This window comes from Pseudomonas sp. P5_109 (assembly GCF_034009455.1).
Classification (GTDB): domain Bacteria; phylum Pseudomonadota; class Gammaproteobacteria; order Pseudomonadales; family Pseudomonadaceae; genus Aquipseudomonas.
On sequence record NZ_CP125380.1, the window covers coordinates 4,529,879 to 4,552,399 of the forward strand.

Consider the following 22,521-nt stretch of genomic DNA (forward strand, 5'->3'; position numbering starts at 1 on the left):
ATAGCCATGAAAGAGAAGATTCAGCTCATCTCCCCGGTCGATGGCCGGGTCTACGCCGAACGCGAGGTGGCCGATGCGGCGCAGGTCGAGCGGGCGCTGACAGCCGCTGCCAGCGCACAGGCGGCATGGCAACGCCGCCCGTTGAGCGAACGCGCGGCATTTTGCAGCGCCGCAGTGGAGGCGATGCTGTCGATGCAGGCCGACATCGTCCCGGAGCTGGCCTGGCAGATGGGGCGACCGGTGCGTTTTGGCGCCGGCGAACTGCGCGGTTTTGCCGAACGCGCCCGGCACATGATCGCGATCGCACCACAAGCCCTGGCCGCCGTAGAGCCGATGCCTGTGGCGGGTTTCCGGCGCTATATCAAACGCGAGCCGCTGGGCACGGTGCTGGTGGTTGCCCCGTGGAATTACCCTTATCTGACGGCGGTGAACACGATTATCCCGGCGCTGATGGCCGGCAACAGCGTGATCCTCAAGCACGCGTCGCAAACCCTGCTGGTAGGTGAGCGTTTCGCCGAGGCCATGCGTCGCGCAAAACTGCCCGAGGGGCTGTTCCAGAATCTGCTGCTCAACCATGTATCGACCGGGGCGATCATTGCTGGCGGGCGCGTGCAGCAAGTGAACTTCACCGGTTCCGTGGAGGCTGGCAAAGTCATCGAAAGCGCCGCCAGCGGCCAATTTCTCGGTATGGGCCTGGAGCTCGGCGGAAAAGACCCGGCCTATGTGCGGGCAGACGCCAACCTTGAACATGCGGTGGAAAATCTGGTGGACGGCAGCTTCTTCAATTCCGGGCAGAGTTGCTGCGCCGTGGAACGCATCTACGTCGACCAGAAAATCTTCCCGGAGTTTGTCGAGCGCTTCGCCGAACTGACCCGCCAGTACGTGCTGGGCAACCCGCTGGACGAAGCCACCACCCTCGGTCCGTTGGTCACACCGGGCGCCGCCTTCTTCGTGCGTGGCCAGATCGCCGAAGCACTGGCCCAGGGCGCGACGGCGCTGATCGATCCACAGTCCTTTCCCACCGACGTTCCGGGCAGCGCCTACCTGGCACCGCAAGTGCTGGTGGACGTGAACCATCAGATGTCGGTCATGCGCGACGAAAGCTTTGGCCCGGTGGTCGGCATCATGCCGGTGGCCAGTGATGAAGAAGCCATCGCCTTGATGAACGACAGTGAGTTTGGGCTCAGCGCGTCCATCTGGACCCTGGACCTCGCAGCGGCCGAACGCCTGGGCAACGAGATCGCCACCGGCACCGTGTTCATGAACCGCTGCGATTACCTGGACCCGGCACTGGCCTGGACCGGCGTGAAGAACAGTGGGCGCGGCGTCACTCTGTCGCCACTGGGTTACGAGCATCTGACCCGGGCCAAATCCTTTCATCTGCGTCACGAGGTGTAGACCATGAACCTGACAGGAAACTGGAACTACCCCACGAGCGTTCGGTTCGGTGTCGGGCGCATCGCCGAGCTGGCCGAGGTCTGTCGCAGCCAGGGTATCCAGCGCCCCTTGCTGGTGACCGACAGCGGCCTGGCGCGCGCGCCGATCACCACGGCGGCGCTGGAAGCATTGCGCGCCGCCGGTCTTGGCGTGGCGCTGTTCTGTGACCTCAAGCCCAATCCGGTGGAAGCCAACCTGGCCGGCGGGCTCGATGCCTGGCGCGCCGGCCAGCACGATGGCGTGATCGCTTTCGGCGGTGGCAGTGGCCTGGACATGGGCAAGCTGATTGCCTTCATGAGCGGCCAGACCCGCCCGGTCTGGGACTTCGAGGACATCGGCGACTACTGGACCCGTGCCGACGACAGCCGCATCGCCCCGGTCATTGCCGTGCCGACCACGGCGGGAACCGGCTCCGAAGTCGGTCGCGCAGCGGTGATCATCGACGAGCGCACCCACACCAAACGCATCATCTTCCACCCGAAAATGATGCCGCGCGTGGTGATCAGCGACCCGGCCCTCACCGTCGGCATGCCGGCCAAAATCACCGCCGGCACCGGCATGGACGCGTTATCGCATTGCCTGGAGGCGTACTGCGCCCCCGGCTTTCACCCCCTGGCTGACGGCATTGCCGTGGAAGGCATGCGCCTGGTCGCCAATTCTCTGGTGAAGGCGGTGCACACGCCGTCGGACCTCGAGGCGCGCGCGCAAATGCTCGCGGCGGCGGCGATGGGCGCCACGGCCTTCCAGAAAGGCCTGGGCGGGATGCATGCCCTCGCCCATCCGATTGGCGCGCTGTACGACACCCATCACGGCATGACCAATGCCACCCTGATGCCCTACGTCCTGCAGTTCAACCGTTCGGCCATCGAGGAGCGCATCACTCGCCTGGCAGCGTACCTGCGCCTGCCCTCACCCGGCTTCGACAGTTTCCTGGCCTTCGTCCTCAAGCTGCGCAAGGACATCGCCGTGCCGCACACCCTGTTTGAATTGGGGGTGGACGATAAACAGGCCGACCTGGTGACAGACATGGCGGTCGTCGACCCCTCCGCCGGCGGCAACCCGCTGCCCCTGACCCGGGACGGCGTGGCAAAGATTTTCGATGCGGCGTTTCACGGCCGTCTGTAGGAGCGAGCCTCCTCGCGATGGACGTCAACGATGACTCGGGCAACCTGACACCCCGCATCATCGTCAAGTCCATCGCGAGCAGGCTCGCCCCCACAGAAAACCCAGGTCGAGCCTACGGCGGCTCAGTTCGGCCTGTCCAAAACCTGAAGGGGCACACATGATGAACCCAGCAAGCCAGCCGGGCACCGAAACGCACGACGATGACGTCAAGGTGCTGCATAGCATGGGCTATGCCCAGCAACTCTCACGACGCATGGGAGTTTTCTCCAACTTCGCCATTTCCTTTTCGATCATCTGCATCCTCTCCGGTGGCATCAACTCGCTGGCCCAGGGCACCTCGGGCGCGGGTGGCATCTCCATCGGGATCGGCTGGCCGATCGGCTGCCTGATCTCCGGGGTGTTCGCCATGGCCATGGCGCAGATCTCCTCGGCCTACCCCACCGCTGGCGGCCTGTACCACTGGGGTTCGATCCTGGGTAACCGCTTCACGGGCTGGCTGACCGCGTGGTTCAACCTGCTGGGGCTGGTCACGGTGCTGGGTGCGATCAACGTCGGCACCTACTACTTCTTTTTCGGCGCCTTCGGACCGGCGCTGGGCATGGAGGACACGACCACGGTCCGGGTGATTTTCCTGGCGATCCTCACCGGCGTGCAGGCCTTGTGCAACCACTTGGGCATTGGCCTGACCGCCAAGCTCACCGACTTCTCCGGTTACCTGATCTTCGCCACGGCGCTGGCGCTGACCATCGTCTGCCTGATGTCGGCACCGAGCTATGAGTTTGCGCGGTTGTGGACCTTCGGCAACTACTCCGGCGAGGCGGGTGGCGGCGTCTGGCCGCAGGTCTCCAACGGCTGGATCTTCATGCTCGGCCTGCTGTTGCCGATCTACACCATCACCGGCTATGACGCTTCTGCGCACACCTCCGAGGAAACCCGCAACGCGGCCATGTCGGTGCCGCGCGGCATGGTCATGTCGGTGGTCTGGTCGCTGCTGTTCGGCTGGCTGATGCTCAGCGCGTTCGTGCTGATGTTGCCGAACATGGACGAGGCGGCCAAACAAGGCTGGAACGTGTTTTTCTGGGCCATGAACACCCAGGTCAACCCGACCTTGAAACTGGTGCTCTACGTGGCGATTTTCATCTCGCAGGTGCTCTGCGGGCTGGCCACGGTCACCTCGGTTTCGCGGATGATCTTCGCCTTCTCCCGGGACGGTGGCCTGCCCTGCTCCAAAGCCCTGGCCTCGGTGTCGCCGACCTTTCGCAGCCCGGTGGCGGCGATCTGGACCGGTGCCACCCTGGCCGTCCTGTTCGACTGGGGCTCGTCGGTGATCTCGGTCGGGGCAACGCCGGTCTACACGATCGTGGTGTCCTGCACGGTGATCTTCCTGTTCTTCTCCTTCGCCATCCCCATCGTGCTCGGCCTGTTCACCTACGGGACGTCGAAGTGGCCGACCATGGGGCCGTGGAACATGGGGCGATTCTGGTACTCGGTGTTCGCGATACTCTCGGTCCTGTCGATGATCATCATCTTCGTGATCGGCATCCAGCCACCGAACGATTGGGCGCTGTACATCACCATCGGCTTCCTGGTGCTGACCGCCATCGTCTGGTTCGGTTTTGAAGCGCGACGGTTCCAGGGGCCACCGGTGGGCGACATGATCGTCAAGCGCCAGGCTGAAATTGCGGCGGCGGAGGCGGCGTTGAACAAGCAAGCCGGAAGTTGATGGCGTGCACTTGTCTGGTCCTGAAACAGGTTGGCCCCTGAGTCAGGGCCAGACTTCCCGATTCGCGGACAATTCTTAATCCAAAAAAGGAATCGCCCTACATACAAGTTATTTCATAAGCGTCTTAATTCCCGCCTTTGGGTTTGTCCAGGGGCATGGACGCGTATTTCCTGAGGCAAACACGGATTGCTGATGCCGCAGGAAGCTTGTTAATGGAACTGACAAAGATTTTTTCGCCGCAGAACCGGCGGTTGATCACATTCACCTCCCCGATTGAAAACCCGCAAGAATTGCTGCTCGAACGCTTTTCCGGCTCTGAAGGGATGTCGACCTTATTCAGTTTCGAGTTGGCGCTGATCAGCCAGGACGCACGACTGGAACTCAAGTCATTGATGGGGCAACCCGCGCTGCTCGACATTGAACTGTCGACCGGCGAGGCACGTTACATCCACGGTTACATCAGTCGATTCAGCCTGCAGAAAAGTGACGGCGGCCTGGCTTACTATTCGGCCACCTTGAGCCCCTGGCTGTGGATGCTGTCGCGACGCTTCGACTCGCGGATCTTTCAGGAGCAAACCCTCGAGGACATTCTGCGCACGGTGTTCGCCAACTATGGCGTACTGCCCAGATTCGAGTTCCGTCTGGAGCAGTCGCTCAAGTCGCACAGCTACATCACGCAATACCGCGAGAGCGATCTGGACTTCGTCTTGCGCCTGCTGGAACGTGAGGGTCTGTTTTTCTACTTCGATCATTCGAAGGAAGAACACCGCCTGATCATCACCGACCATTCCCGCAGCCTCGAACCGTTAGCCCGGCAACCGCGGATTCGTTACCACAGTGCCTCGGTCACCGAGACCGCCGACTCGATCACCCGTTGGAGCAGTCATCGGGTTTTGCAGTCCGGCAAGATGGCTATCCAGACCTTCGACTACCAGCAACCGCGCAATCCGCTGCCGGTCAGCATGCCCAGTGTCAATATCCAAGGTGATGTTCCAACCTACGAAATCTACGACTTTCCCGGTCATTACAGCCACGGGATGCCCAATGCACGACCTGGCTAAGGGTCGCCATGCCCAGTGGCGGCGACGGCTTCGGTCATCAGTTTTTGCCACGCATCGGGCAGGAAGTGCTCGTCACCTTCCTCGGCGGCGATATCGACCGCCCCCTGGTGACATCGGTGCTTTACAACGCCGACCATTTCCCCCCGCACTTCAGCAATGCCACGGGGCTACCGGGCAATCGAACGTTAGCGGGGATCCGGACTCGGGAACATCAGGGCAAGGGCTTCAACGAACTGCTCTTCGACGATACCCCCGGCGCGCTGCGTGCCCGACTGGGCACGACCCATCAGGCCTCCGCGCTGAATCTGGGCAAGCTCGTTACGCCACGAACCGATGGACAGGCCCAGGCGCGCGGCCAGGGCGCCGAACTGCGCAGCGATGCCGCGATCGCCCTGCGGGCGGCTCAAGGGATGTTGTTGACCACCTACGCTCGCCACGAGGCGCAGGGCTCACAGCTGGACCGTGAAGAACTGCTCAAGCTGTTGGCCGAGTGCGGCGAACTGTTCCAGTCCCTCGGCCAGACCGCCGCTGCCCGAGGCAGCCGACAGGTCGACACCCAGGGCATCGAGGCGTTGCGTCGGTCGTTGAGTCAGTGGCCTGAACCGACCAGCAACAGTTCGGGTGAGCCGGTGCTCGCGCTGGCGGCCGAGGCCGGCATTGCCAGCGCCACGCCGCGTTCACAGGTGCACTACGCCGGCGAGAATCACGACACCACCGCCCAGGATCACCTGCAGTTGACCAGCGGCGCGGCCATGCGCCTGCACGCCGGCAAAGGGATCAGCGCCTTCGCCCAGGACGAAGGCATCAGCGCCATTGCCAATCGCGGCAAGGTGCTGGTGCAAGCCCAGGACGACGACATGGTGCTCAACGCGCAAAAGAACCTGCACCTTTCGGCAGCCGAAGGCGAAATCCTCATCACCGCCCCGACCATTCGCCTGGTGGCCGATGACGGCAGCTACATCAGGATCGGCGGCGGGGTCGAGATCGGCACGCAAGGCAAGGCCATCGTGCATGCCGGCGAGCATGACTGGGTGGGGCCCAAGACTGACAGTGCCTCGGTGCCCTCGTTCGGTCGCGATCCCGCCGCGCAACGCCTGGCCATTCACTACCCCGGCCACGGCGACGACAGCGTCCGATTGGCAGTCGAGCATGCTTACCAAATCAAACTGGAGGATGGCGGCACAGTGCAAGGACTGACAGATTCAAGCGGAATGACGGAGCGGGTGGAGCGCGAGCAGATGCATCAGGCGCAAGTGTCGGCGTTACGTGACAAAGGCCCGAACGGTGACAGCCAATGAGCAGCGAAGATCCGTACTGCGTGGCGCAACTCACCACCCGCCTGATGCCCAACTGCAACACCGTGCGCAAAATGGAAGTGCCTGCCGACCTGCCGGGGGTGGTGATTTTCCTGCACGGCGTGAATGACCCCGGCGCGTCCTATGAGTCGGTGGAAATCGGGTTGTGCCAGGGGGTGAACGAGCGGTTGGATCGGCCGGATCTCAAGGCGGGGCGGTATGGGAGCAAGTACCACAAGGCTGAAAAAACGCCTCGGGAAACGTGGACAGATAAAGAAGAACAAATACTCGACGACCCTGACACTTATCTTTATCAGCGCGACACGGACGATCCCAAAACCCGCAGCCTGATGATCCCGTTCTACTGGGGTTATCGCGCCGCGCCGGAACACGTCAAGCGCGATGACGCCGGTGATCCGTTCAGGGTGCGCAACCAGTTTCAGGATATCCAGGGCAATCGCCTGGATCGCCACTTTGCCAAGGCCGGTGGTTTTTTTGTCAATGCCACCAACAACCTGGAAGAGATGTACGGTGAAGGCTTCAAGGCCAACCGGAAAACCGGCATGGTCGAATTGATCAAGCCGAACAATTACCTGCTCTTCGCCAATGCGCCGCTGCGGCATTACTTTGTGTTGGCCGCTCACCGTCTGGCGATGCTGGTCAGGGAAATTCGCCGGGTATCCCCCGATGAAACCATCACCCTCATGGGCCATAGCCAAGGCACCCTGATTGCGTTACTGGCGCAGGCCCTGTTGATGGACAAGGGGCAGCGCTGCGCCGACACCCTGATTCTCGTGGACTCGCCTTACAGCTTGCTGCACAAGGTCACCCCCAAAGACCATGACACCCTCGCCACGTTGATCCGTATCGTCATGGCGGTCACGCAAACGCCCCATACCCAGCCACCGTTATCCGCGCTCAGGGAAGCCAAAACCTATGGCGGTCGCAGCGGCCCTCGATGGTCACCGACGCAAGGGACCCGCCTGAACAAGATCGGCAACCTCAGCGTTTTCCCCGAGCGCGACAATCGCGGCAAGGTGTACCTGTATTTTTGCCCGGACGATACCACCGTGGCCCTGGACGACGTACAAGGCATAGGCACCTACGGTGTGCCGGATGCAACACCGGATGGTCGGCCGGCGATGAAGGCGCTGCAATCGATGGGTTTTTATCAACGGCTGTGGACCAAGCGCCATCGTGACGGCGAGCCAGTGCTGGTGGGCAAGCCGCCACAACCTGAGTTCATCCGCGCGCCGGGCGAGCACCGCTACCCGGGCGCGTCCTTTGTCACCGGAGTGGCCTCGCAAGCGCCGATAGCCAAGGGGCAGGAACGCCTGATCAATGCCGAGGCCCTGAACCCGCCCCATGCGCCACAGATGTTCGGTGGCGAAGCGCTAACCGGCAGTTCGACCACCGCAGGTCTGGACAAACCCGATGAGGTGGCCAAGAGCGTCGCGCTTGGCAAAGACGCCGCGACCTTTTTGTGGATAAAAATGCCCGCCGAGTATGACGCCCCGAACACCTCGCAGCGGGAGGCGTTAGCCCGTTTCAACGGCTTGTCCGAAGACCCGGAAGACCACACGCGCGCCGTACGAAAAGGCGCGGCCCGCTCCAGTAGCAGTTCCTGCCACGAGCGCGAGGAAACCCCACGCGAGGCCCGGGCACGCATGGAGCATGACCAGAAGACCTGGGGAAACAACTCCTACCACTCGGCGATCCTGCGCAGCCCGGAAAACCAGCGTTGGGTGACAGCGATGGACATTGCCATTGGCCAGGCGCATTGCCTTGATGAACCGGCCATGCGCGAGGTGTTGGTGGCGATAGCGGATTGGAAGATGGATGAAGAGGTATTCAGGAAAACCAGTGAGTTGCCAGGTTGGTCGCGACTAAGCGCTGAGGCTCGGGCATTAGTGAAGGCCAGTTATCAATATTACCAGGAGGGAGAATTTCCGCCCTCCGATCTGGTCTCGCTGACACCCCCCACTCTGCTTGCCAGCGCCGCTAAAAAAGGAGGTGCTTTGTGAGCGATCCTCAAGACCGTCCCCGAACGTTACCGAAACTGAAACCCTATCTCTGGATCGCCGGCGTACTGCTGGTCCTTTGGCTCGGCTTCGTCTGGCTGGCCCACATCAAGGCACAGGAAAACAACGTGGAACTTCGTAACCTCAACCCGGTACTGCGCTGGGGGATCGCCGCCATCCTGGGGCCCTTGCTGCTGATTTTCAGCGTTCATTGGTGGGGCAAGGCCGTGGCCAGTGAAAAGGCGGGGCTTGCCGCCTACAAAACCAACGTCATGGCGCAAATCAACGAGCAGCAAGCCATGCAAGTACGGACTTATGCGTTGGAAATCCGCGGGGTGGGGATGGCAGTGGATGATTGGCATCAATCGTCGATATGGCGAGAAATTAAAAAAAAGAACAACAACTTCGCTTCAATCTATTCTCGAGACCCCGAGGATTATGATTCTTCTTTAAGCTCCCGGGAAATAACCAGGAACATCAACATTCGTGTGGCGTTCAAGCATTCAGCGAACGGGTCAGTGGCGTACTGGCCAATCCCGGTGTTTGCGCTAGGTCCTCCAGACCCTTATGAGAAAGGCTACCGAGCCGCCGGTTTGATCAATTCAGGCCGTAATAAGGCAACCTTGGGGGTAACCCAGTTCCTCTGGCAGGACGATGAAAGCACCTCACACGCGCAAGGCATGATCGAGCGGCTGTTCCAGTTTTTTGACGACAACCCCCAAGTTCCACAAGCGCTGATCGCAAGTCGGGACGGTGACGTGACGCGTGATGTCTATCGCAAGCCTGGCACCCCTGGCTTGCAGAACGGCCATGTCGTCCCCACGGTGTACGAAAGCATGACCGGGCTGCTGGTCACTCGCTCGGATCGGGTGGATCGGTACATCCGTCGTTATGCCACCCACGAGCCTGAGGATAACCAAAACAAAAACACGGACCTGGGCAAGCTGTGGGCATTTTACTGGAAGCATTCCCGTGAGTTTCGGGATGTGTACGAAGAGGCGGAGCGTGCCAAGGGTTTTGCAAACCCCGATGCCCCCGGCACCATGTCCACCGCCTACTGGCAATCGCAACTCCCCGCCCTTTGGCAAACCATCAACAACCGCGGGCCAGGAGAGTTCGAACCCTCCCCATGGCTACCGATACGCTGGGCCCAGCATCAGATCAAAGAGTTCGACGCCGCGCCGGTGCTGGGTTACTTGCACCGACCAATCAAAGTCTCAATGCAGGATGAACAGGGCCGGCGGCTAAAACCGGCACTACAGGCCAAGGCCCTGCAGGCTGGCTGGCTGCAAGCCCTGGAGACGTTACCCAAAGGTCAGCAACCAGTCCGCGTGTTCTATGACACCACCGACAACCGGGACGCTGAAATCGCCCTGACCAATGCCTTGCACGGCCTGAACACGGACGGCCATGGCATCGCGTTGGGTAATGTCGACGAGGGTTACGACATCGGTCGGCGTCTGGGCAATACCGGGGTTAGTGGGGCGCTGGTGGAAATCAACCTGGCGACCATCGCCAGCTACCTGGACGGCGGAGCCAGCGCGGTGGTCTACGCCGGCCCGGACGGTAGCCTGACGGTGCAAATGATCCACCCACCGGACGAGGCCCGCAAAGAAAAGAACCGCGAGAACCGGGGTGCCGATCCCTTCAAGTTCGGCTCCCCTAGCGGCGGAGTACCCAGGACATGACCAATCCCCTCTGCCTGGGCGATGCATCGGCGTTACGTGACAAAGGCCCGAACGGTGACCGCCAATGAGCAGCGAAGATCCGTACTGCGTGGCGCAACTCACCACCCGCCTGATGCCCAACTGCAACACCGTGCGCAAAATGGAAGTGCCTGCCGACCTGCCGGGGGTGGTGATTTTCCTGCACGGTGTGAATGACCCCGGCGCGTCCTATGAGTCGGTGGAAACCGGGTTGTGCCAGGGGGTGAACGAGCGGCTGGATCGGCCGGATTTGAAGGCGGGGCGGTATGGGGCCAAGTACAACGAGGCTAACAGTACGCCCAGGAAGGCGTGGAAGGATAACGAGGGGCAAATACTCGACGATCCGGATACTTACCTCTACCAGCGCGACACTGAGGCGCCCAAAACCCGCAGCCTGATGATCCCGTTTTATTGGGGCTACAGAGCCGAACCCGGAGAGATAAAACGCGATAAAAATGGCGATCCGGCTAGGCTGCGGCATCAATTCCAGGACCGGTTCGACAATCGTCTGGACCGTCACTTCGCCAAGGGCGGCGGTTTCTTTTCGAATGCCACCAACAATCTGCTGGAGATGTACGAAGAGGGTTTCGCCAAGTGGCTGCGCCATTGGGTACAACCCACGATGCCCAACTCCCTGTACATGGGCAAGGGACCGAACCGGCGTTATTTCGTGCTCGCGGCCACCCGGCTGGCCATGCTGGTCAGCGAGATCCGTCGCGTTTCCCCCGATGAAACCATCACCATCATGGGGCACAGCCAGGGCACGCTGATCACCTTGCTCGCCCAGGCCATGCTGGTGGATCGCAGTGAACGCTGTGCCGACTGCGCCATCATGGTGGCCTCGCCCTATTCGGTACTGCCGGATGCCACGCCGAAAAACTTGCGAACCCTGCAAACCCTGATCGACATCGTGCAACACACCACCCAATCACCCCATGCGCAACCACCCCTCAGTGCCCTGCGCTGTAGCCTGCCGGGTTATGGCGGTCGCACGGGGCCGCGCTGGTCACCCGAACAAGGCCAGCGCTTGAGTGCCGACGGGAAAACCCTGGTGTTTCCCGAGCGCGACAACCGCGGCAAGGTCTACCTGTATTTCTGCCCGGACGACACCACCGTGGCGCTGGATGATGTGCAAGGCATCGGCACTTACGGCGTGCCGGACACGCTGCCCAAAGGCGAGCCGGCCATGACCGCGCTGCAATCCATGCGTTTTTACCAGCGCTTGTGGACCAAGCGCTTGCGCGACGGCGAGCCGGTATTCGTGGGCAAGGCTGCGCAACCAGACTTCACGCGCGCCGAAGGAGAGCCGCGCTATCCCGGTGGCTGGTCAGTGGCGGCGATAGCCTCGCAAGCCGGGGTCAGTGAAGGCCAGACGCGCAACATCAATGCCGAGCAACTGCACCCACCCCATGCGCCGCAGATGTTCGGTGGTGAAGCCGTGACGGGGTCTACCCATGAGGCAGGAAAGGATCGACCGGATGCGGTGTCGCAAAACGCTGCATTGGGCAACCCCGGTGCCTCTTTCAAATGGATTTATGTGACCAACAGCGACAAGCGACTCGACTTGGACGAAGGGCTTGTTCGCTGGAATCACGGCAAAGAGCCGGACGACCAGACTCGGGCCCTGCGCCAGACACCGGTGTCCGGCAATCCGATGCTCAATCGTAAGGACCACTACCGCATCTACCGCGAGGAAACCCCTAGCGAAATCCGTGCGCGCATGCAAGTTGATCAGAAGGAATGGACTGACAACAGCTATCACTCGGCAGTTTTGCGTAGCCCGCAGAACCATCGCTGGGTGACGGCGATGGACATTGCGATTGGGCAGGCCAAGTGTCTGGATGATCCGGTGATGCGGGAGGTGTTGGTGGCGATTGCGGATTGGAAGATGGATGAAAATCGATTTGAAGTAGTCAGCAGTTTTCTGGGTTGGTCGCGACTGAGTGCAAAGGCGCGGGCGTTGGTAAAGGCCAGTTATCAGTATTACGACAAGGGTAAGTTTCCTTCAAACGAGCTGGTTTCGCTAACGCCGCCAGCACTAATAATCGGCTCGAAGGGAAAAGGTGCATGAGGGATCGCCAGCAGGACAAATCACAGCGGCCGAAGCTGAAGGGCTATCTCTGGACTGCGGGGGTACTGATAGCTATTGGGCTTGGTTTTTTACTCGTCGTCATCTACACCGCACAGGCTGAAAACAGGGAGTTGGGGGATATGAGCGCCGTGATGCTTAAGGGAGCAGCAAGTATTTTTGGCGCGCTGGTGTTGACCTACAGCGGGCACTGGTTTGGTAAGGCCGTAGCCTACGAAGAGGCAGAGCTCGCGGCCTACAAATCAAAAGTCATGGCCGAAAGAGCCGAGCACATCGCTACCCAGGAGCGTACTTATGCGCTGGAAATACGGGGAACGGGGCTTGCCGTTGATAATTGGCATCAATCATCAATTTGGCGGGAAATCAAAAAGACCAACAACAATTTCACTTCGATCTATTCGCGAGACCCCAAGGATTATGACACTTCAGTGAGTTCTCGAGAGATCACCCAAAAAATCAACATACGCGTTGCGTTCAAGCATTCAGCCAGCGACTCAGTGGCCTACTGGCCAATTCCGGTGTTTGCGTTGGGACCACCAGATCCTTATGAAAAAGGCTACAAAGCTGCTGGTCTGATCAACTCAGGTCGAAATGCTGCCACTTTGGGGGTGACACAGTTTCTCTGGCAAAGCGACGAAAACACCGCTCATGCCCAAGCAATGATCGAACGGCTTTTCGTATTTTTTGACGACAACCCACAAGTGCCACAGGCATTGATCGTTAGCAAGGACGGCGATGTGTCCCAAAGCGTTTACCGAAAGCGCGGCACCCCCGGCCTGCAAAACGTCCATGCGGTCCCGACTGTATTCGAAAGCATGACTGGCTTGCTCGTCACCCGTTCGGATCGGGTAGACCGTTACATCCGCCCCTTTGCCACCCACGATTCAGAGGACAACCAGAACAAAAATACCGACATGGGCAAGTTGTGGGCGTACTACTGGAATCGTGATGCTGCGTTCATCGATTGGTATGAAAATGCTGAGCGGGCAAGGGGTGTGGAAGAACCAAATGCCCCCAGCACCATGTCCTCCACCTACTGGCAATCGCAACTCCCCACCCTCTGGCAAACCCTGAGCAACCGAGGCCCCGGCCATTTCGAACCCTCCGCATGGCTACCGGTGCGCTGGGCCGAACATCAAGTCAAGGAGTTCGATAAAGCCCCGGTCCTGGGCTACCTGCACCGCCCGATCAAAATCCCGATGCATGACGACAACGGCAAACCACTCAAACCCGCGCTACAGGCCAAGGCGCTACAAGCAGGCTGGCTAAAGGCACTGGAAACCCTGCCCAAGGATGAAAAACCGGTACGCGTGTTTTACGACAGCACCGACAACACCTCAGGCGAAATTGCCCTGACCATTGCGTTGCACGGCCTCAATGTCGATGGATCCGGCCTCGAACTGGGCAATGTCGACGAGGGCTACGACATCGGTCGGCGCCTGGGCAACACCGGCGTCAGTAGCGCTTTGGTCGAAATCAACCTCGCCACAATTGCCAGCTATCAGGAAGGTGGTGTCAGCGCGGTGGTGTACACCGGCGAAGACGGCAGCGTCACCGTGCAAATGGTTCGCCCGCCAGACGAAGCCCGTAAAACGAAGAACCAGCAAACCCACGGTGCCGACCCGTTCAGGTTTCGCATGCCGGGAGCAAAACCATGACCAATCCCATCTGCCTGGGCGATGCCACCAGCAGTGGCGGCAGCGTCGTCTCCTGCCAGCTCGAAGGCACGCATACCCTCAAAGGAAAAACACCGGCGGTGCTGGGCGACAGGGCTACCTGCCCACTGCACGTGGGCGAGTTTGCCTTCGTCGAAGGACATCCGCGCCGGCGTATGAACGGCATTCCCCTCGTACTGCAAGGCCATCTCCTGGCCTGCGGTTGTCATGCGGTGGCGAGCAATGCTTTGAACGTACGGGTTACCTGACGTGGAGCTTCGTAAGATCAACCCGGTACTGCGCTGGGGAATCGCCGCCATCCTGGGCCCCTTGCTGCTGATTTTCAGCGTCCACTGGTGGGGCAAGGCCGTGGCCAGTGAAAAGGCAGGACTTGCCGCCTATAAAGCCAACGTCATGGCGCAAATCGCCGAGCAGCAAGCCACGCAAGTGCGGACTTACGCATTGGAAATCCGCGGGGCTGGGCTTGGGATCTACCAGGACCACCAATCGGAGATCTGGCAATTCATCAAGAAAAAAAAGAACAACTTTGTGTCGATTTACTCACGAGATCCCAAGGACTACAAGGCATCACTACGATCCAGAGAAAACTCCAGAGATATCAAAATCCGTGTGGCGTTCAAGCATTCGGCAGGCGCGTCAGTAGCGTACTGGCCAATCCCGGTGTTTTCCATCGCACCGCCCAAGCAACCTTCAGATACCGGGGCGGCGAGTAATATCCTCGGCGGTCGCAATGCCGCAACCTTGGGCGTCACGCTCTTTTTATGGCAGGACGCGGAAAATACAACCCATGCCCAAGGCATGATCGAGCGATTGTTCCAGTTCTTTGATGACAACCCCGAAGTGCCCCAAGCCTTGATCGTGAGCGAGGACGGCGACGTCACGCGAAACGGTTTACGCGTGGCTGGTACCCCTGGCTTGCAGAACGGCCATGTCGTCCCCACGGTGTACGAAAGCATGACCGGACTGCTGGTCACTCGCTCGGATAGGGTGGATCGGTACATTCGCCGTTATGCCACCCACGAACGTGAGGACAACCAGAACAAAGACACTGATTTGGGTAAGTTGTGGGCGTTTTACTGGAAACAATCCCGTGAGTTTCTAGATGTGTACGAAGAGGCGGAGCGTGCCAAAGGCGCTCAAGATCCCTTAGCTCCCGGCACCATGTCCACCGCCTACTGGCAATCCCAACTCCCCGCCCTTTGGCAAACCATCAGCAACCGCGGGCCAGGAGAGTTCGAACCCTCCCCCTGGCTACCCATCCGCTGGGCCCAGCACCAGGTCAAAGAGTTCGACGCCGCGCCGGTGCTGGGTTTTTTACACCGACCGATCAAGGTCTCGATGCAGGATGAACACGGTCAGCGGCTAAAACCGGCGTTGCAGGCCAAGGCCCTGCAGGCAGGCTGGCTGCAAGCCCTGGAGACGTTACCCAAAGGGCAGCAACCGGTCCGCGTGTTCTATGACACCACCGACAACCGGGACGCAGAAATCGCCCTGACTAACGCCTTGCAAGGCCTGAACACGGACGGCCATGGCATCGAGTTGGGTAATGTCGACGAGGGTTACGACATCGGTCGGCGTCTGGGCAATACCGGGGTTAGTGGGGCCCTGGTGGAAATCAACCTGGCAACCATCGCCAGCTACCTGGACGGCGGAGCCAGCGCGGTGGTCTACGCCGGCCCGGACGGCAGCCTGACAGTACAAATGATCCGCCCGCCGGACGATGCACGAAAAGAAAAGAACCGCGAGAACCGTGGTGCCGATCCCTTCAAGTTCGGCTCCCCTAACGGCGGAGTACCCAGGACATGAGCCATCCCATTTGCCTTGGCGATGCCACCAGCAGTGGCGGCAAGGTGGTTTCCTGCCAGCTCGAAGGCACGCATACCCTCAATGGAAAAACTCCTGCAGTGCTGGGCGACAAAGCTACCTGTCCACTGCATCTGGGCGAGTTTGCCTTCGTAGAAGGGCATCCGCGCCGGCGTATGAACGGCATTGAGCTCGTTTTGCAAGGCCATCTCCTGGCCTGCGGTTGTCATGCGGTGGCGAGCAATGCTCAGAATGTGCAGGTGGTCTAGACCGAAACACCGGATTTTCTCTTTGTTGCGGGGCGACCGGTGGCCCCCGGAGTGATACTCGGGCTCATCAGCCGGGCTTTTTTGCAGGCTGATGATCTATCCTGTGTCTCCCCGATTCCACCCCGGAGACACCCGTGCCCACCCTCACCGCCCGCGAGGTTTACCAGCCGTTGCGCGACGCCGCCCAGGGTATTCGCACGTTCAAGCGTCTCGATGAACACTGCAAGTCTGGTCATGTACAGGTCGACATCGACGGCTGGCAACTGACTCTGGAGGTCGACGCCGGCCACTTGCGCCACTGCCTGCACGGCCAATGCCCCGATGGCCGCGAGTATGCGCTCGACATCGGGCAGCGCTTCGGTACCGACCCGGTGAGTTTGCTCAGCACCTGGGAACTGGCGCAGATTGAACGGCTGCTCGCCTGAATCCTTCGCAACCTATCGTTCCCTGGCCGCACTTGTGATACACAAGCCGGAGTGATTCCTGCGTCCAAGGAGATTCCGTCCATGCCCCGTTCCCTACGCCTGCCGCACTGGCTGGCCTGTACCCTGCTCGGCTTGCTCGCTGGCGGCGCCCAGGCCAGCACCACGCCCCCGGCGCCCGATGCCCTGCAACCGTTGCTGGCGACGATGAATGAGCGCTTGTACATCAGTGAACTGGTGGCGCTGACCAAGTGGGACAGCGGCAAGCCGATCCAGGACAACGCCCGGGAGGCGCAAGTCATCGCCAACGCGCGCAAGCAGGCGACCCAGCGCCAGCTCGACCCCGATGATGTCGCCGACCTGATCGCCGCCCAGATCGAAGCGAGCAAACTGGTGCAATACGGCCGGTTCGCACAATGGCAAGCGGCGCACAAGGCACCGGATACGCCACGGCCGGACCTCAATAACCAGATCCGGCCGAAGCTCGACACACTGCAAAACCTGCTGCTCAAGCAGTACGCCGCGTTCCTGCCCTACCGCAAGGACCCGAACTGCCCGCAATGGCTGGCCACCGAACGCTCCGCGCTGATCAAGGATTACCTGCATGGCCAGGCGATGATTCGGGCGACGGGGGAGTTGTGCGTGGTGGGTCGATGACAGTGCAGTGATCCAGACAAAAAGCCCCGCCCAATCAGCCGGGCTTTTTCATCGGCAGCCCCACAGATGTAAAACACCCTTTACATCGATAAAATCTCCGGCGAGTATGTAAAGGGTCTTTTACATCAGGAGCAAGCAATGAAACGCTATTACATGGAAATGGGCGCTGCGACGGCGCTGTACTCGATATTGCTGATCGTGTCGCTCATCCTGCTCAAGGATCAGCAAGAGATGGCCATGGCGCTGAAGATCATCATCACGCTACTGCCTGTGATTCCTGCGGGGCTGATGTGTTGGGCGGTGGTGCGCAATATGCGCACGCTGGACGAAATGCATTTGCGCATTCAGTACGAGGCGCTCGGTTTTGCCTTTGCCGCTTCGGCATTGCTGACCTTCACTTACGGCTTTCTGGAGAATGTCGGCTTTCCACACGTGTCCTGGGTCTGTGTGTGGCCAGTGATGGGCCTGATGTGGATGATCGGCCTTAGACTTGCCAAGCGGCGTTATCAATGAAAAACCGTCTCAAGGAACTGCGCGCCGAACGCAAGTGGTCACAAGTGGATCTGGCAGCGTTGTTGAATGTTTCGCGGCAGACCATCAATGCCATCGAAAATGGCCGCTATGATCCCAGCCTGCCCTTGGCGTTTCAGATTGCCCGGGCGTTTGCGCTGCCTATCGAGAGCATTTTCGATGACGAGTTCGCCGGCTGATCACCCTCTTTCAATCAGGCAACTGCCCATGAGCCATACGGAAACCCTCGCCAAAATCCTCCTCGGCCCGGTGTTGCTTGCGCAAGGCCTGTACACCCGGCGAATGACGCCCAAATTGCCGGAGGCCGAAGGTGAACGCCAGGGCGAGGCCGGCAGCGGCGAGGTTCTGCGCTTGTTGATTGTCGGCGACAGCGCCGCGGCGGGGGTGGGTGCGGCGACTCAAGGTGAAGCCCTGAGCGGTCGGCTGGTCGAGCGCCTGGCCGATGATTATCAGGTGTCGTGGAAACTCTGGGCGCGCTCCGGTCTGGATTCGCAAGGGTTGCTGGAACTGCTCGAACAGCACGCCGTGGAGTCGTTCGACGTGGCGCTGTTGTCGATTGGCGTCAACGATGTCACCAGCTCACTCACCCTGGATCAGTGGCTCGCTCGGCAACGGCGCTTGATGGCGCTGTTGTGCGACAGGTTTGCGGTGAGGCAGATTGTCGTGTCGCCCCTTCCGCCGATGCACCTGTTCCCCGCCCTGCCGCAGCCGCTGCGCTGGTTTCTGGGGTTCCGGGCGCGTGTTTTCAACGCACATCTGGCGGATCTGGCAGATCGAATGGATCAATGTACGATGCTGACCACCCCGCTGGTGCCCGAACCGGGCCTGATGGCCAGCGATGGCTTTCATCCGGGGCCGCTGCTTTACCGTCAATGGGCCGACGATGCCGCCAGGGTCATCGACCAACGCTTTCGCACCACAACAATAAAAACAGGAGTTGAAGATGTCTGAGCTGAACCTGAACCCCAATGTCGCAGCGTCCCTGAAGCAGTGGCACGCGATGATCGGCAAACGCGACTTGAGCGGCCTGCCCGAAATGCTCGATCCGCAGGCGGTGTTCCGCTCGCCGATGGCGCACACGCCGTATCCGGGGGCGCCCGTGGTGTCGATGATCCTCAACACGGTCATGAACGTGTTCGAGGACTTTGCCTACCACCGTGAGTTGGCCACGGCGGATGGCTTGAACGTGATTCTCGAATTCAGCGCCAAAGTCGGCGAGAAAGAGCTCAAGGGCATCGACATGATCCGCTTCAACGAACAGGGCAGGATTGTCGAGTTTGAAGTGATGGTGCGGCCACTGAGTGGCTTGCAGGCGCTGGGTGAAGAAATGGGCCGGCGCCTCGGGGCTTACCTGAAAGCCAGCAAGACCTGATTTACCTGATTCACCAAAAATCCCTTGTAGGAGCGAGCCTGCTCGCGATGGGCGTTAACGAAAACGCGTGCTTGCTGGATAAACGCGGCGTTCTTGAGTCCATCGCGAGCGGGCTCGCTCCTACAGGTTTTGTGTAACGTCTGGAATCCTCACACCAGCGGCTGGTGACTGGTCACGCAGTGAATCCCGCCCCCGCCCGCGGAGATCGCGTCGATGTTGAGCTGCACCACTTCGCGGTCCGGGTAGAGCTCGGACAGCAGGTCGAAGGCCTTGGCATCCGCTTCCTTGTCGCCGAATTCCGGTGCGATGATCGCGCCATTGATCACGAAGTAGTTGATGTAGCCGGCGGCGAAGTCCGGGTTGTCCTTGCTGAACCGGCTGTTGCGCGGGTTCAGCGGTGGCGACACGGTATGCACCTGCAATTTGCGGCCATCGGCATCCGTGGCGTTTTCGAGGATCTGCAGATGAGCGCGAGTGACCTTGTAGTCGTAGGACTCGGGGTCATTGTCGAGGTTGGCGATGACCACGCCGGGCTTGACGAAGCGCGCATAGAAGTCGACATGGGCGTCGGTGATGTCCTTGCCCTTGATCCCCGGCAGCCAGATGATTTTGCGCAGCCCCAGCCGTTCTTTCAGTTCGGCCTCGACATCGGCCTTGCTCCAGTCCGGATTGCGGTTGCGGTTGATCCAGCTGCTTTCGGTCATGATCGCGGTGCCGTGGCCGTCCACTTCGATGGCACCGCCCTCGCCCACCAGTTCGCTGCGCTGGTAATCCGCCTTGGCGTTTTCGGCGACCTGGGCGGCCAGTTGCGCATCCTCCTCATGCTGCTGTTTGTTGCCCCAGCCGTTGAAGTTGAAGTCCACGGCGCCGAGACCGCCGTTGCCATCGACGACAAAATTGGCGCCGGTGTCGCGCATCCAGATGTCATCCAGCTCGGTGATCACGAACGTGGTGTTGTGGCTGCCGCATTTGGCTTCGGCCAGGCGCCGCTCGCTCTGGCGACAGAACACGGTGACCGGCTCGTATTGGGCGATGCTGCGGGCGATCCGCCCAAGGGCCTCTTGCACGTGGGGCGTGAAGTCCTCCCAGATCGCGGCCTGTGCGCCGAAGGCGATGAAGGCCCGCTGGTGTTTGTCACCCTCATCGGGCATGTACCAGTCTTTTTTGCCAGCCGCGCGCACCGGCAGGGAAGCAAAGCCCAATCCCATGGACGCCACTGCGCCCAGTCCGGCGATGACCGATGCCTGCTTGATGAATGTTCGACGTGTCGGCATGTGTTTTCCTGAAATCCGGGGGTTGGCCGGCCCGCGGGCCGACCGGTGATCAATTGACCGTAGCGGTCTTGAACTTGGTCCAGGTGCGCATGCGTGCCCGCATGTCGGCCTGGGGAATGTCCTTGCCGGGAATCAACCGCGCGTAGGTGGCTTCATCGAGGTAGATGTCCGGGTTGTTGCGCATCGCCGCATCGACGTCCGGCCGCGCCTTGGCGTTGGAGGTCGGGTAGCCGGTGAAGTTGCTGATGGCCGCCATGTTTTGCGGGCGCATGACGAAGTTGATGAAAGCGTAGGCGTATTCCGGGTGACGGGCGTCGACGGGAATGGCCATGGTGTCCATCCACACCGTGGTGCCTTCACGGGGGATGCGGTAGTGGAAGGTGGTTTTCTTGCCGGCGCTGTCAGACGTGCGCTGCGCCTGGGTCATGTCGCCGCTGTAGCCCAGGGACATGCACAGGTTGCCGTTGACCAGGTCGGTCACCGGTTGCGACTGGAACTTGCGGATGTATGGCCGCATCTTCATCAGCATGTCACTGGCTGCCGCCAGGTCCGCCGGTTTGGCGCTGCGCGGATCGCGGCCGAGGTAGTTGAGCACCACCGCCAGCACTTCGTCCGGCGAGTCGATCATCGAGATGCCGCAGTCGGCGAACTTCGCCGCCAGTTCCGGTTTGAACAGCATGTCCAGGCTGTTGACCGGCGCGTCCGGCGCACGCTGGGCGATCTGCTCGGCGTTGTAGGTCAGGCCGATGGTGCCCCAGGTGTACGGGACCGTGGCTTTGCTCGAATGCTCATAGTGCGAGCGCAGTTTCTGCAATCCGGGCTCGACGTCGGCCAAAGCAGTGATTTTGGACTGGTCCAGCGGTTGCAGGCTGCCAGCGCGCATCAGGCGTTCGGCCACGGTGTCACCGGGGAAGATCAGGTCGTAGCCGCTGCCGCCAGCGAGCATTTTTGCCTCAAGGGTTTCACTGCCGTCCATGACGTCGTAGATCACCTTGATCCCGGTTTCGGCGGTGAACTTGCTCAGGGTGTCTTCGGCAAAATAGTCGGCCCAGTTGTACAGCCGCAGGGTTTTCTCCTCGGCGTGCAACGCCGGCACCGCACAGCTCAACGCCAGCCCCATGGCCAGGCACCGCTTGTTGATCGTGTTCATGTCACACCCCTTGGGTTGCCCAGCGTGAGTGGATCTGGCGACCGTCCTGGGTCAGCAAGGCGCCGTACATGTCCGGACGGCGATCGCGATAGATGCCCCAGGTCAGGCGGTCTTCGCGCATGGCCGCCAGGTCCAGGCTGTGCACCAGCACGCCGGTGCTGTCGCGGTCGGCTTCGGCGAGCAATTTACCCTTGTGGTTGCAGATGAACGACGAGCCGTAGAAGTTCATTTGCAGGGTCGGATCGGTGGTCGCCGCTTCTCGGCCGACACGGTTGGCCGCGACCACCGGCAGCAGGTTGGCGGCGGCGTGACCGCGCATGGTCATCTGCCAGTGATCGCGCGAGTCGAGGGTGGCACAGCCGGGCTCGGAGCCGATGGCGGTCGGGAACAGCAGCACTTCGGCGCCCATCAAGGCCAGGCAGCGCGCGGTTTCCGGGAACCACTGGTCCCAGCAGATGCCCAGGCCGATGCGCCCGAACGCGGTGTCCCAGACCCGGAAACCGCTGTCGCCGGGGCTGAAGTACTCCTTCTCCTGATAGCCGATGGCGTTGGGGATGTGGGTCTTGCGGTACACGCCCAACAGACGGCCATCGGCGTCGGCCACGCTCAACGAATTGAAGTAGGCGTTGCCGGCTTTCTCGTACCAGCTCAGCGGCAGTACCACGCCGAGTTCCTTGGCCAGCGCAGCGAAGCGCTTGAGCACGTGACTGTCGCGATACTCCTCGGCCAGCGCCAGGTGTTTGTGGTGTTGCTCGATGCAGAAATACGGCGTGGCGAACAGTTCCTGCAACAGGATCACCTGCGCGCCCTTGGCCGCGGCCTCGCGGACCAATTGCTCGGCCTCGTCGAGGTTGTGTTTGAGGTCCCAGGTGCAAGGCATCTGGGTGGTGGCGATAGTCAGCAGCGTCAT

Annotated in this window: 19 protein-coding genes and 1 pseudogene; 17 read left to right on the forward strand and 3 right to left on the reverse strand. The window is 60.8% G+C overall.

The features are described 5' to 3' along the window. Positions 1-6 precede the first annotated feature (6 nt). From QMK54_RS20210 to QMK54_RS20290, 17 genes and pseudogenes are all read left to right on the forward strand, one after another. On the forward strand, positions 7-1,398 hold the full coding sequence (locus tag QMK54_RS20210; protein ID WP_320401223.1) for an aldehyde dehydrogenase family protein: 1,392 nt from the start codon (positions 7-9) through the stop codon (positions 1,396-1,398). Between the two features lie 3 nt (positions 1,399-1,401). Next, positions 1,402-2,562, forward strand: a complete 1,161-nt coding sequence (locus tag QMK54_RS20215) for an iron-containing alcohol dehydrogenase (RefSeq protein WP_320401224.1) — start codon at positions 1,402-1,404, stop codon at positions 2,560-2,562. Between the two features lie 160 nt (positions 2,563-2,722). Beyond that, positions 2,723-4,285, forward strand: coding sequence for an amino acid permease (locus tag QMK54_RS20220; RefSeq protein ID WP_110659321.1), 1,563 nt, complete (start codon positions 2,723-2,725; stop codon positions 4,283-4,285). Between the two features lie 206 nt (positions 4,286-4,491). Beyond that, positions 4,492-6,644: pseudogene (locus QMK54_RS20225) on the forward strand (type VI secretion system Vgr family protein). Further along, positions 6,641-8,665 carry a DUF3274 domain-containing protein gene (locus QMK54_RS20230; protein WP_223594164.1) on the forward strand — a complete coding sequence of 675 codons (2,025 nt, stop codon included), beginning with the start codon at positions 6,641-6,643 and terminating at the stop codon, positions 8,663-8,665. Before QMK54_RS20225 ends, QMK54_RS20230 begins: the two are co-directional and overlap by 4 nt. Continuing rightward, complete coding sequence (locus QMK54_RS20235; RefSeq protein ID WP_223594162.1) at positions 8,662-10,350, forward strand: DUF2875 family protein; 1,689 nt, start codon at positions 8,662-8,664, stop codon at positions 10,348-10,350. Before QMK54_RS20230 ends, QMK54_RS20235 begins: the two co-directional genes overlap by 4 nt. Positions 10,351-10,414: 64 nt before the next feature. Next, complete coding sequence (locus QMK54_RS20240; protein ID WP_320401225.1) at positions 10,415-12,439, forward strand: DUF3274 domain-containing protein; 2,025 nt, start codon at positions 10,415-10,417, stop codon at positions 12,437-12,439. Next, complete coding sequence (locus QMK54_RS20245; RefSeq protein WP_223594160.1) at positions 12,436-14,115, forward strand: DUF2875 family protein; 1,680 nt, start codon at positions 12,436-12,438, stop codon at positions 14,113-14,115. Before QMK54_RS20240 ends, QMK54_RS20245 begins: the two co-directional genes overlap by 4 nt. Continuing rightward, entirely contained in the window at positions 14,112-14,381 is a 270-nt protein-coding gene (locus QMK54_RS20250) for a PAAR domain-containing protein (protein WP_223594159.1), read from the forward strand. The genes QMK54_RS20245 and QMK54_RS20250 overlap by 4 nt, the downstream gene beginning before the upstream one ends. Before the next feature lies 1 nt (position 14,382). Continuing rightward, positions 14,383-15,939: a DUF2875 family protein gene (locus tag QMK54_RS20255; RefSeq protein WP_223594158.1), complete on the forward strand. Its 1,557-nt coding sequence runs from the start codon at positions 14,383-14,385 to the stop codon at positions 15,937-15,939. Further along, entirely contained in the window at positions 15,936-16,205 is a 270-nt protein-coding gene (locus QMK54_RS20260) for a PAAR domain-containing protein (protein ID WP_223594157.1), read from the forward strand. Before QMK54_RS20255 ends, QMK54_RS20260 begins: the two co-directional genes overlap by 4 nt. 134 nt (positions 16,206-16,339) lie before the next feature. Beyond that, on the forward strand, positions 16,340-16,630 hold the full coding sequence (locus QMK54_RS20265; protein ID WP_223594155.1) for a hypothetical protein: 291 nt from the start codon (positions 16,340-16,342) through the stop codon (positions 16,628-16,630). An 81-nt stretch (positions 16,631-16,711) separates the two neighbouring features. Beyond that, entirely contained in the window at positions 16,712-17,284 is a 573-nt protein-coding gene (locus QMK54_RS20270; RefSeq protein WP_110659311.1) for a chorismate mutase, read from the forward strand. Positions 17,285-17,422: 138 nt separating this feature from the next. Next, entirely contained in the window at positions 17,423-17,797 is a 375-nt protein-coding gene (locus QMK54_RS20275; protein ID WP_110659312.1) for a hypothetical protein, read from the forward strand. Next, positions 17,794-17,994 carry a helix-turn-helix transcriptional regulator gene (locus tag QMK54_RS20280; RefSeq protein WP_007988375.1) on the forward strand — a complete coding sequence of 67 codons (201 nt, stop codon included), beginning with the start codon at positions 17,794-17,796 and terminating at the stop codon, positions 17,992-17,994. The genes QMK54_RS20275 and QMK54_RS20280 overlap by 4 nt, the downstream gene beginning before the upstream one ends. A gap of 28 nt (positions 17,995-18,022) precedes the next feature. Continuing rightward, positions 18,023-18,766, forward strand: a complete 744-nt coding sequence (locus tag QMK54_RS20285) for an SGNH/GDSL hydrolase family protein (RefSeq protein WP_320401226.1) — start codon at positions 18,023-18,025, stop codon at positions 18,764-18,766. After that, positions 18,759-19,187, forward strand: coding sequence for a nuclear transport factor 2 family protein (locus QMK54_RS20290; protein ID WP_320401227.1), 429 nt, complete (start codon positions 18,759-18,761; stop codon positions 19,185-19,187). The genes QMK54_RS20285 and QMK54_RS20290 overlap by 8 nt, the downstream gene beginning before the upstream one ends. Before the next feature lie 149 nt (positions 19,188-19,336). Here the strand turns inward: QMK54_RS20290 and QMK54_RS20295 are convergent, their stop codons facing one another. The 3 genes from QMK54_RS20295 to aguB are packed head-to-tail and all read right to left on the reverse strand — an operon-like array spanning position 19,337 to position 22,521. After that, complete coding sequence (locus tag QMK54_RS20295) at positions 19,337-20,461, reverse strand: agmatine deiminase family protein (RefSeq protein WP_320401228.1); 1,125 nt, start codon at positions 20,459-20,461, stop codon at positions 19,337-19,339. Between the two features lie 49 nt (positions 20,462-20,510). Next, a complete protein-coding gene (locus tag QMK54_RS20300; RefSeq protein WP_320401229.1) occupies positions 20,511-21,611 on the reverse strand; it encodes an extracellular solute-binding protein in 1,101 nt (366 codons plus the stop codon). A 1-nt stretch (position 21,612) separates the two neighbouring features. After that, a complete protein-coding gene (aguB, locus tag QMK54_RS20305; RefSeq protein WP_110659317.1) occupies positions 21,613-22,521 on the reverse strand; it encodes an N-carbamoylputrescine amidase in 909 nt (302 codons plus the stop codon).

Coding starts and splice junctions, on each gene's coding strand:
- QMK54_RS20210 (WP_320401223.1), top strand. CDS start 7: ATGAAAGAGAAGATTCAGCTCATCTCCCCGGTCGATGGCCGGGTCTAC.
- QMK54_RS20290 (WP_320401227.1), top strand. CDS start 18,759: ATGTCTGAGCTGAACCTGAACCCCAATGTCGCAGCGTCCCTGAAGCAG.
- QMK54_RS20295 (WP_320401228.1), bottom strand. CDS start 20,461: ATGCCGACACGTCGAACATTCATCAAGCAGGCATCGGTCATCGCCGGA.
- QMK54_RS20215 (WP_320401224.1), top strand. CDS start 1,402: ATGAACCTGACAGGAAACTGGAACTACCCCACGAGCGTTCGGTTCGGT.
- QMK54_RS20240 (WP_320401225.1), top strand. CDS start 10,415: ATGAGCAGCGAAGATCCGTACTGCGTGGCGCAACTCACCACCCGCCTG.
- QMK54_RS20300 (WP_320401229.1), bottom strand. CDS start 21,611: ATGAACACGATCAACAAGCGGTGCCTGGCCATGGGGCTGGCGTTGAGC.
- QMK54_RS20250 (WP_223594159.1), top strand. CDS start 14,112: ATGACCAATCCCATCTGCCTGGGCGATGCCACCAGCAGTGGCGGCAGC.
- aguB (WP_110659317.1), bottom strand. CDS start 22,521: ATGACGCTGCTGACTATCGCCACCACCCAGATGCCTTGCACCTGGGAC.
- QMK54_RS20285 (WP_320401226.1), top strand. CDS start 18,023: ATGAGCCATACGGAAACCCTCGCCAAAATCCTCCTCGGCCCGGTGTTG.
- QMK54_RS20270 (WP_110659311.1), top strand. CDS start 16,712: ATGCCCCGTTCCCTACGCCTGCCGCACTGGCTGGCCTGTACCCTGCTC.
- QMK54_RS20245 (WP_223594160.1), top strand. CDS start 12,436: ATGAGGGATCGCCAGCAGGACAAATCACAGCGGCCGAAGCTGAAGGGC.
- QMK54_RS20230 (WP_223594164.1), top strand. CDS start 6,641: ATGAGCAGCGAAGATCCGTACTGCGTGGCGCAACTCACCACCCGCCTG.
- QMK54_RS20220 (WP_110659321.1), top strand. CDS start 2,723: ATGAACCCAGCAAGCCAGCCGGGCACCGAAACGCACGACGATGACGTC.
- QMK54_RS20280 (WP_007988375.1), top strand. CDS start 17,794: ATGAAAAACCGTCTCAAGGAACTGCGCGCCGAACGCAAGTGGTCACAA.
- QMK54_RS20260 (WP_223594157.1), top strand. CDS start 15,936: ATGAGCCATCCCATTTGCCTTGGCGATGCCACCAGCAGTGGCGGCAAG.
- QMK54_RS20275 (WP_110659312.1), top strand. CDS start 17,423: ATGAAACGCTATTACATGGAAATGGGCGCTGCGACGGCGCTGTACTCG.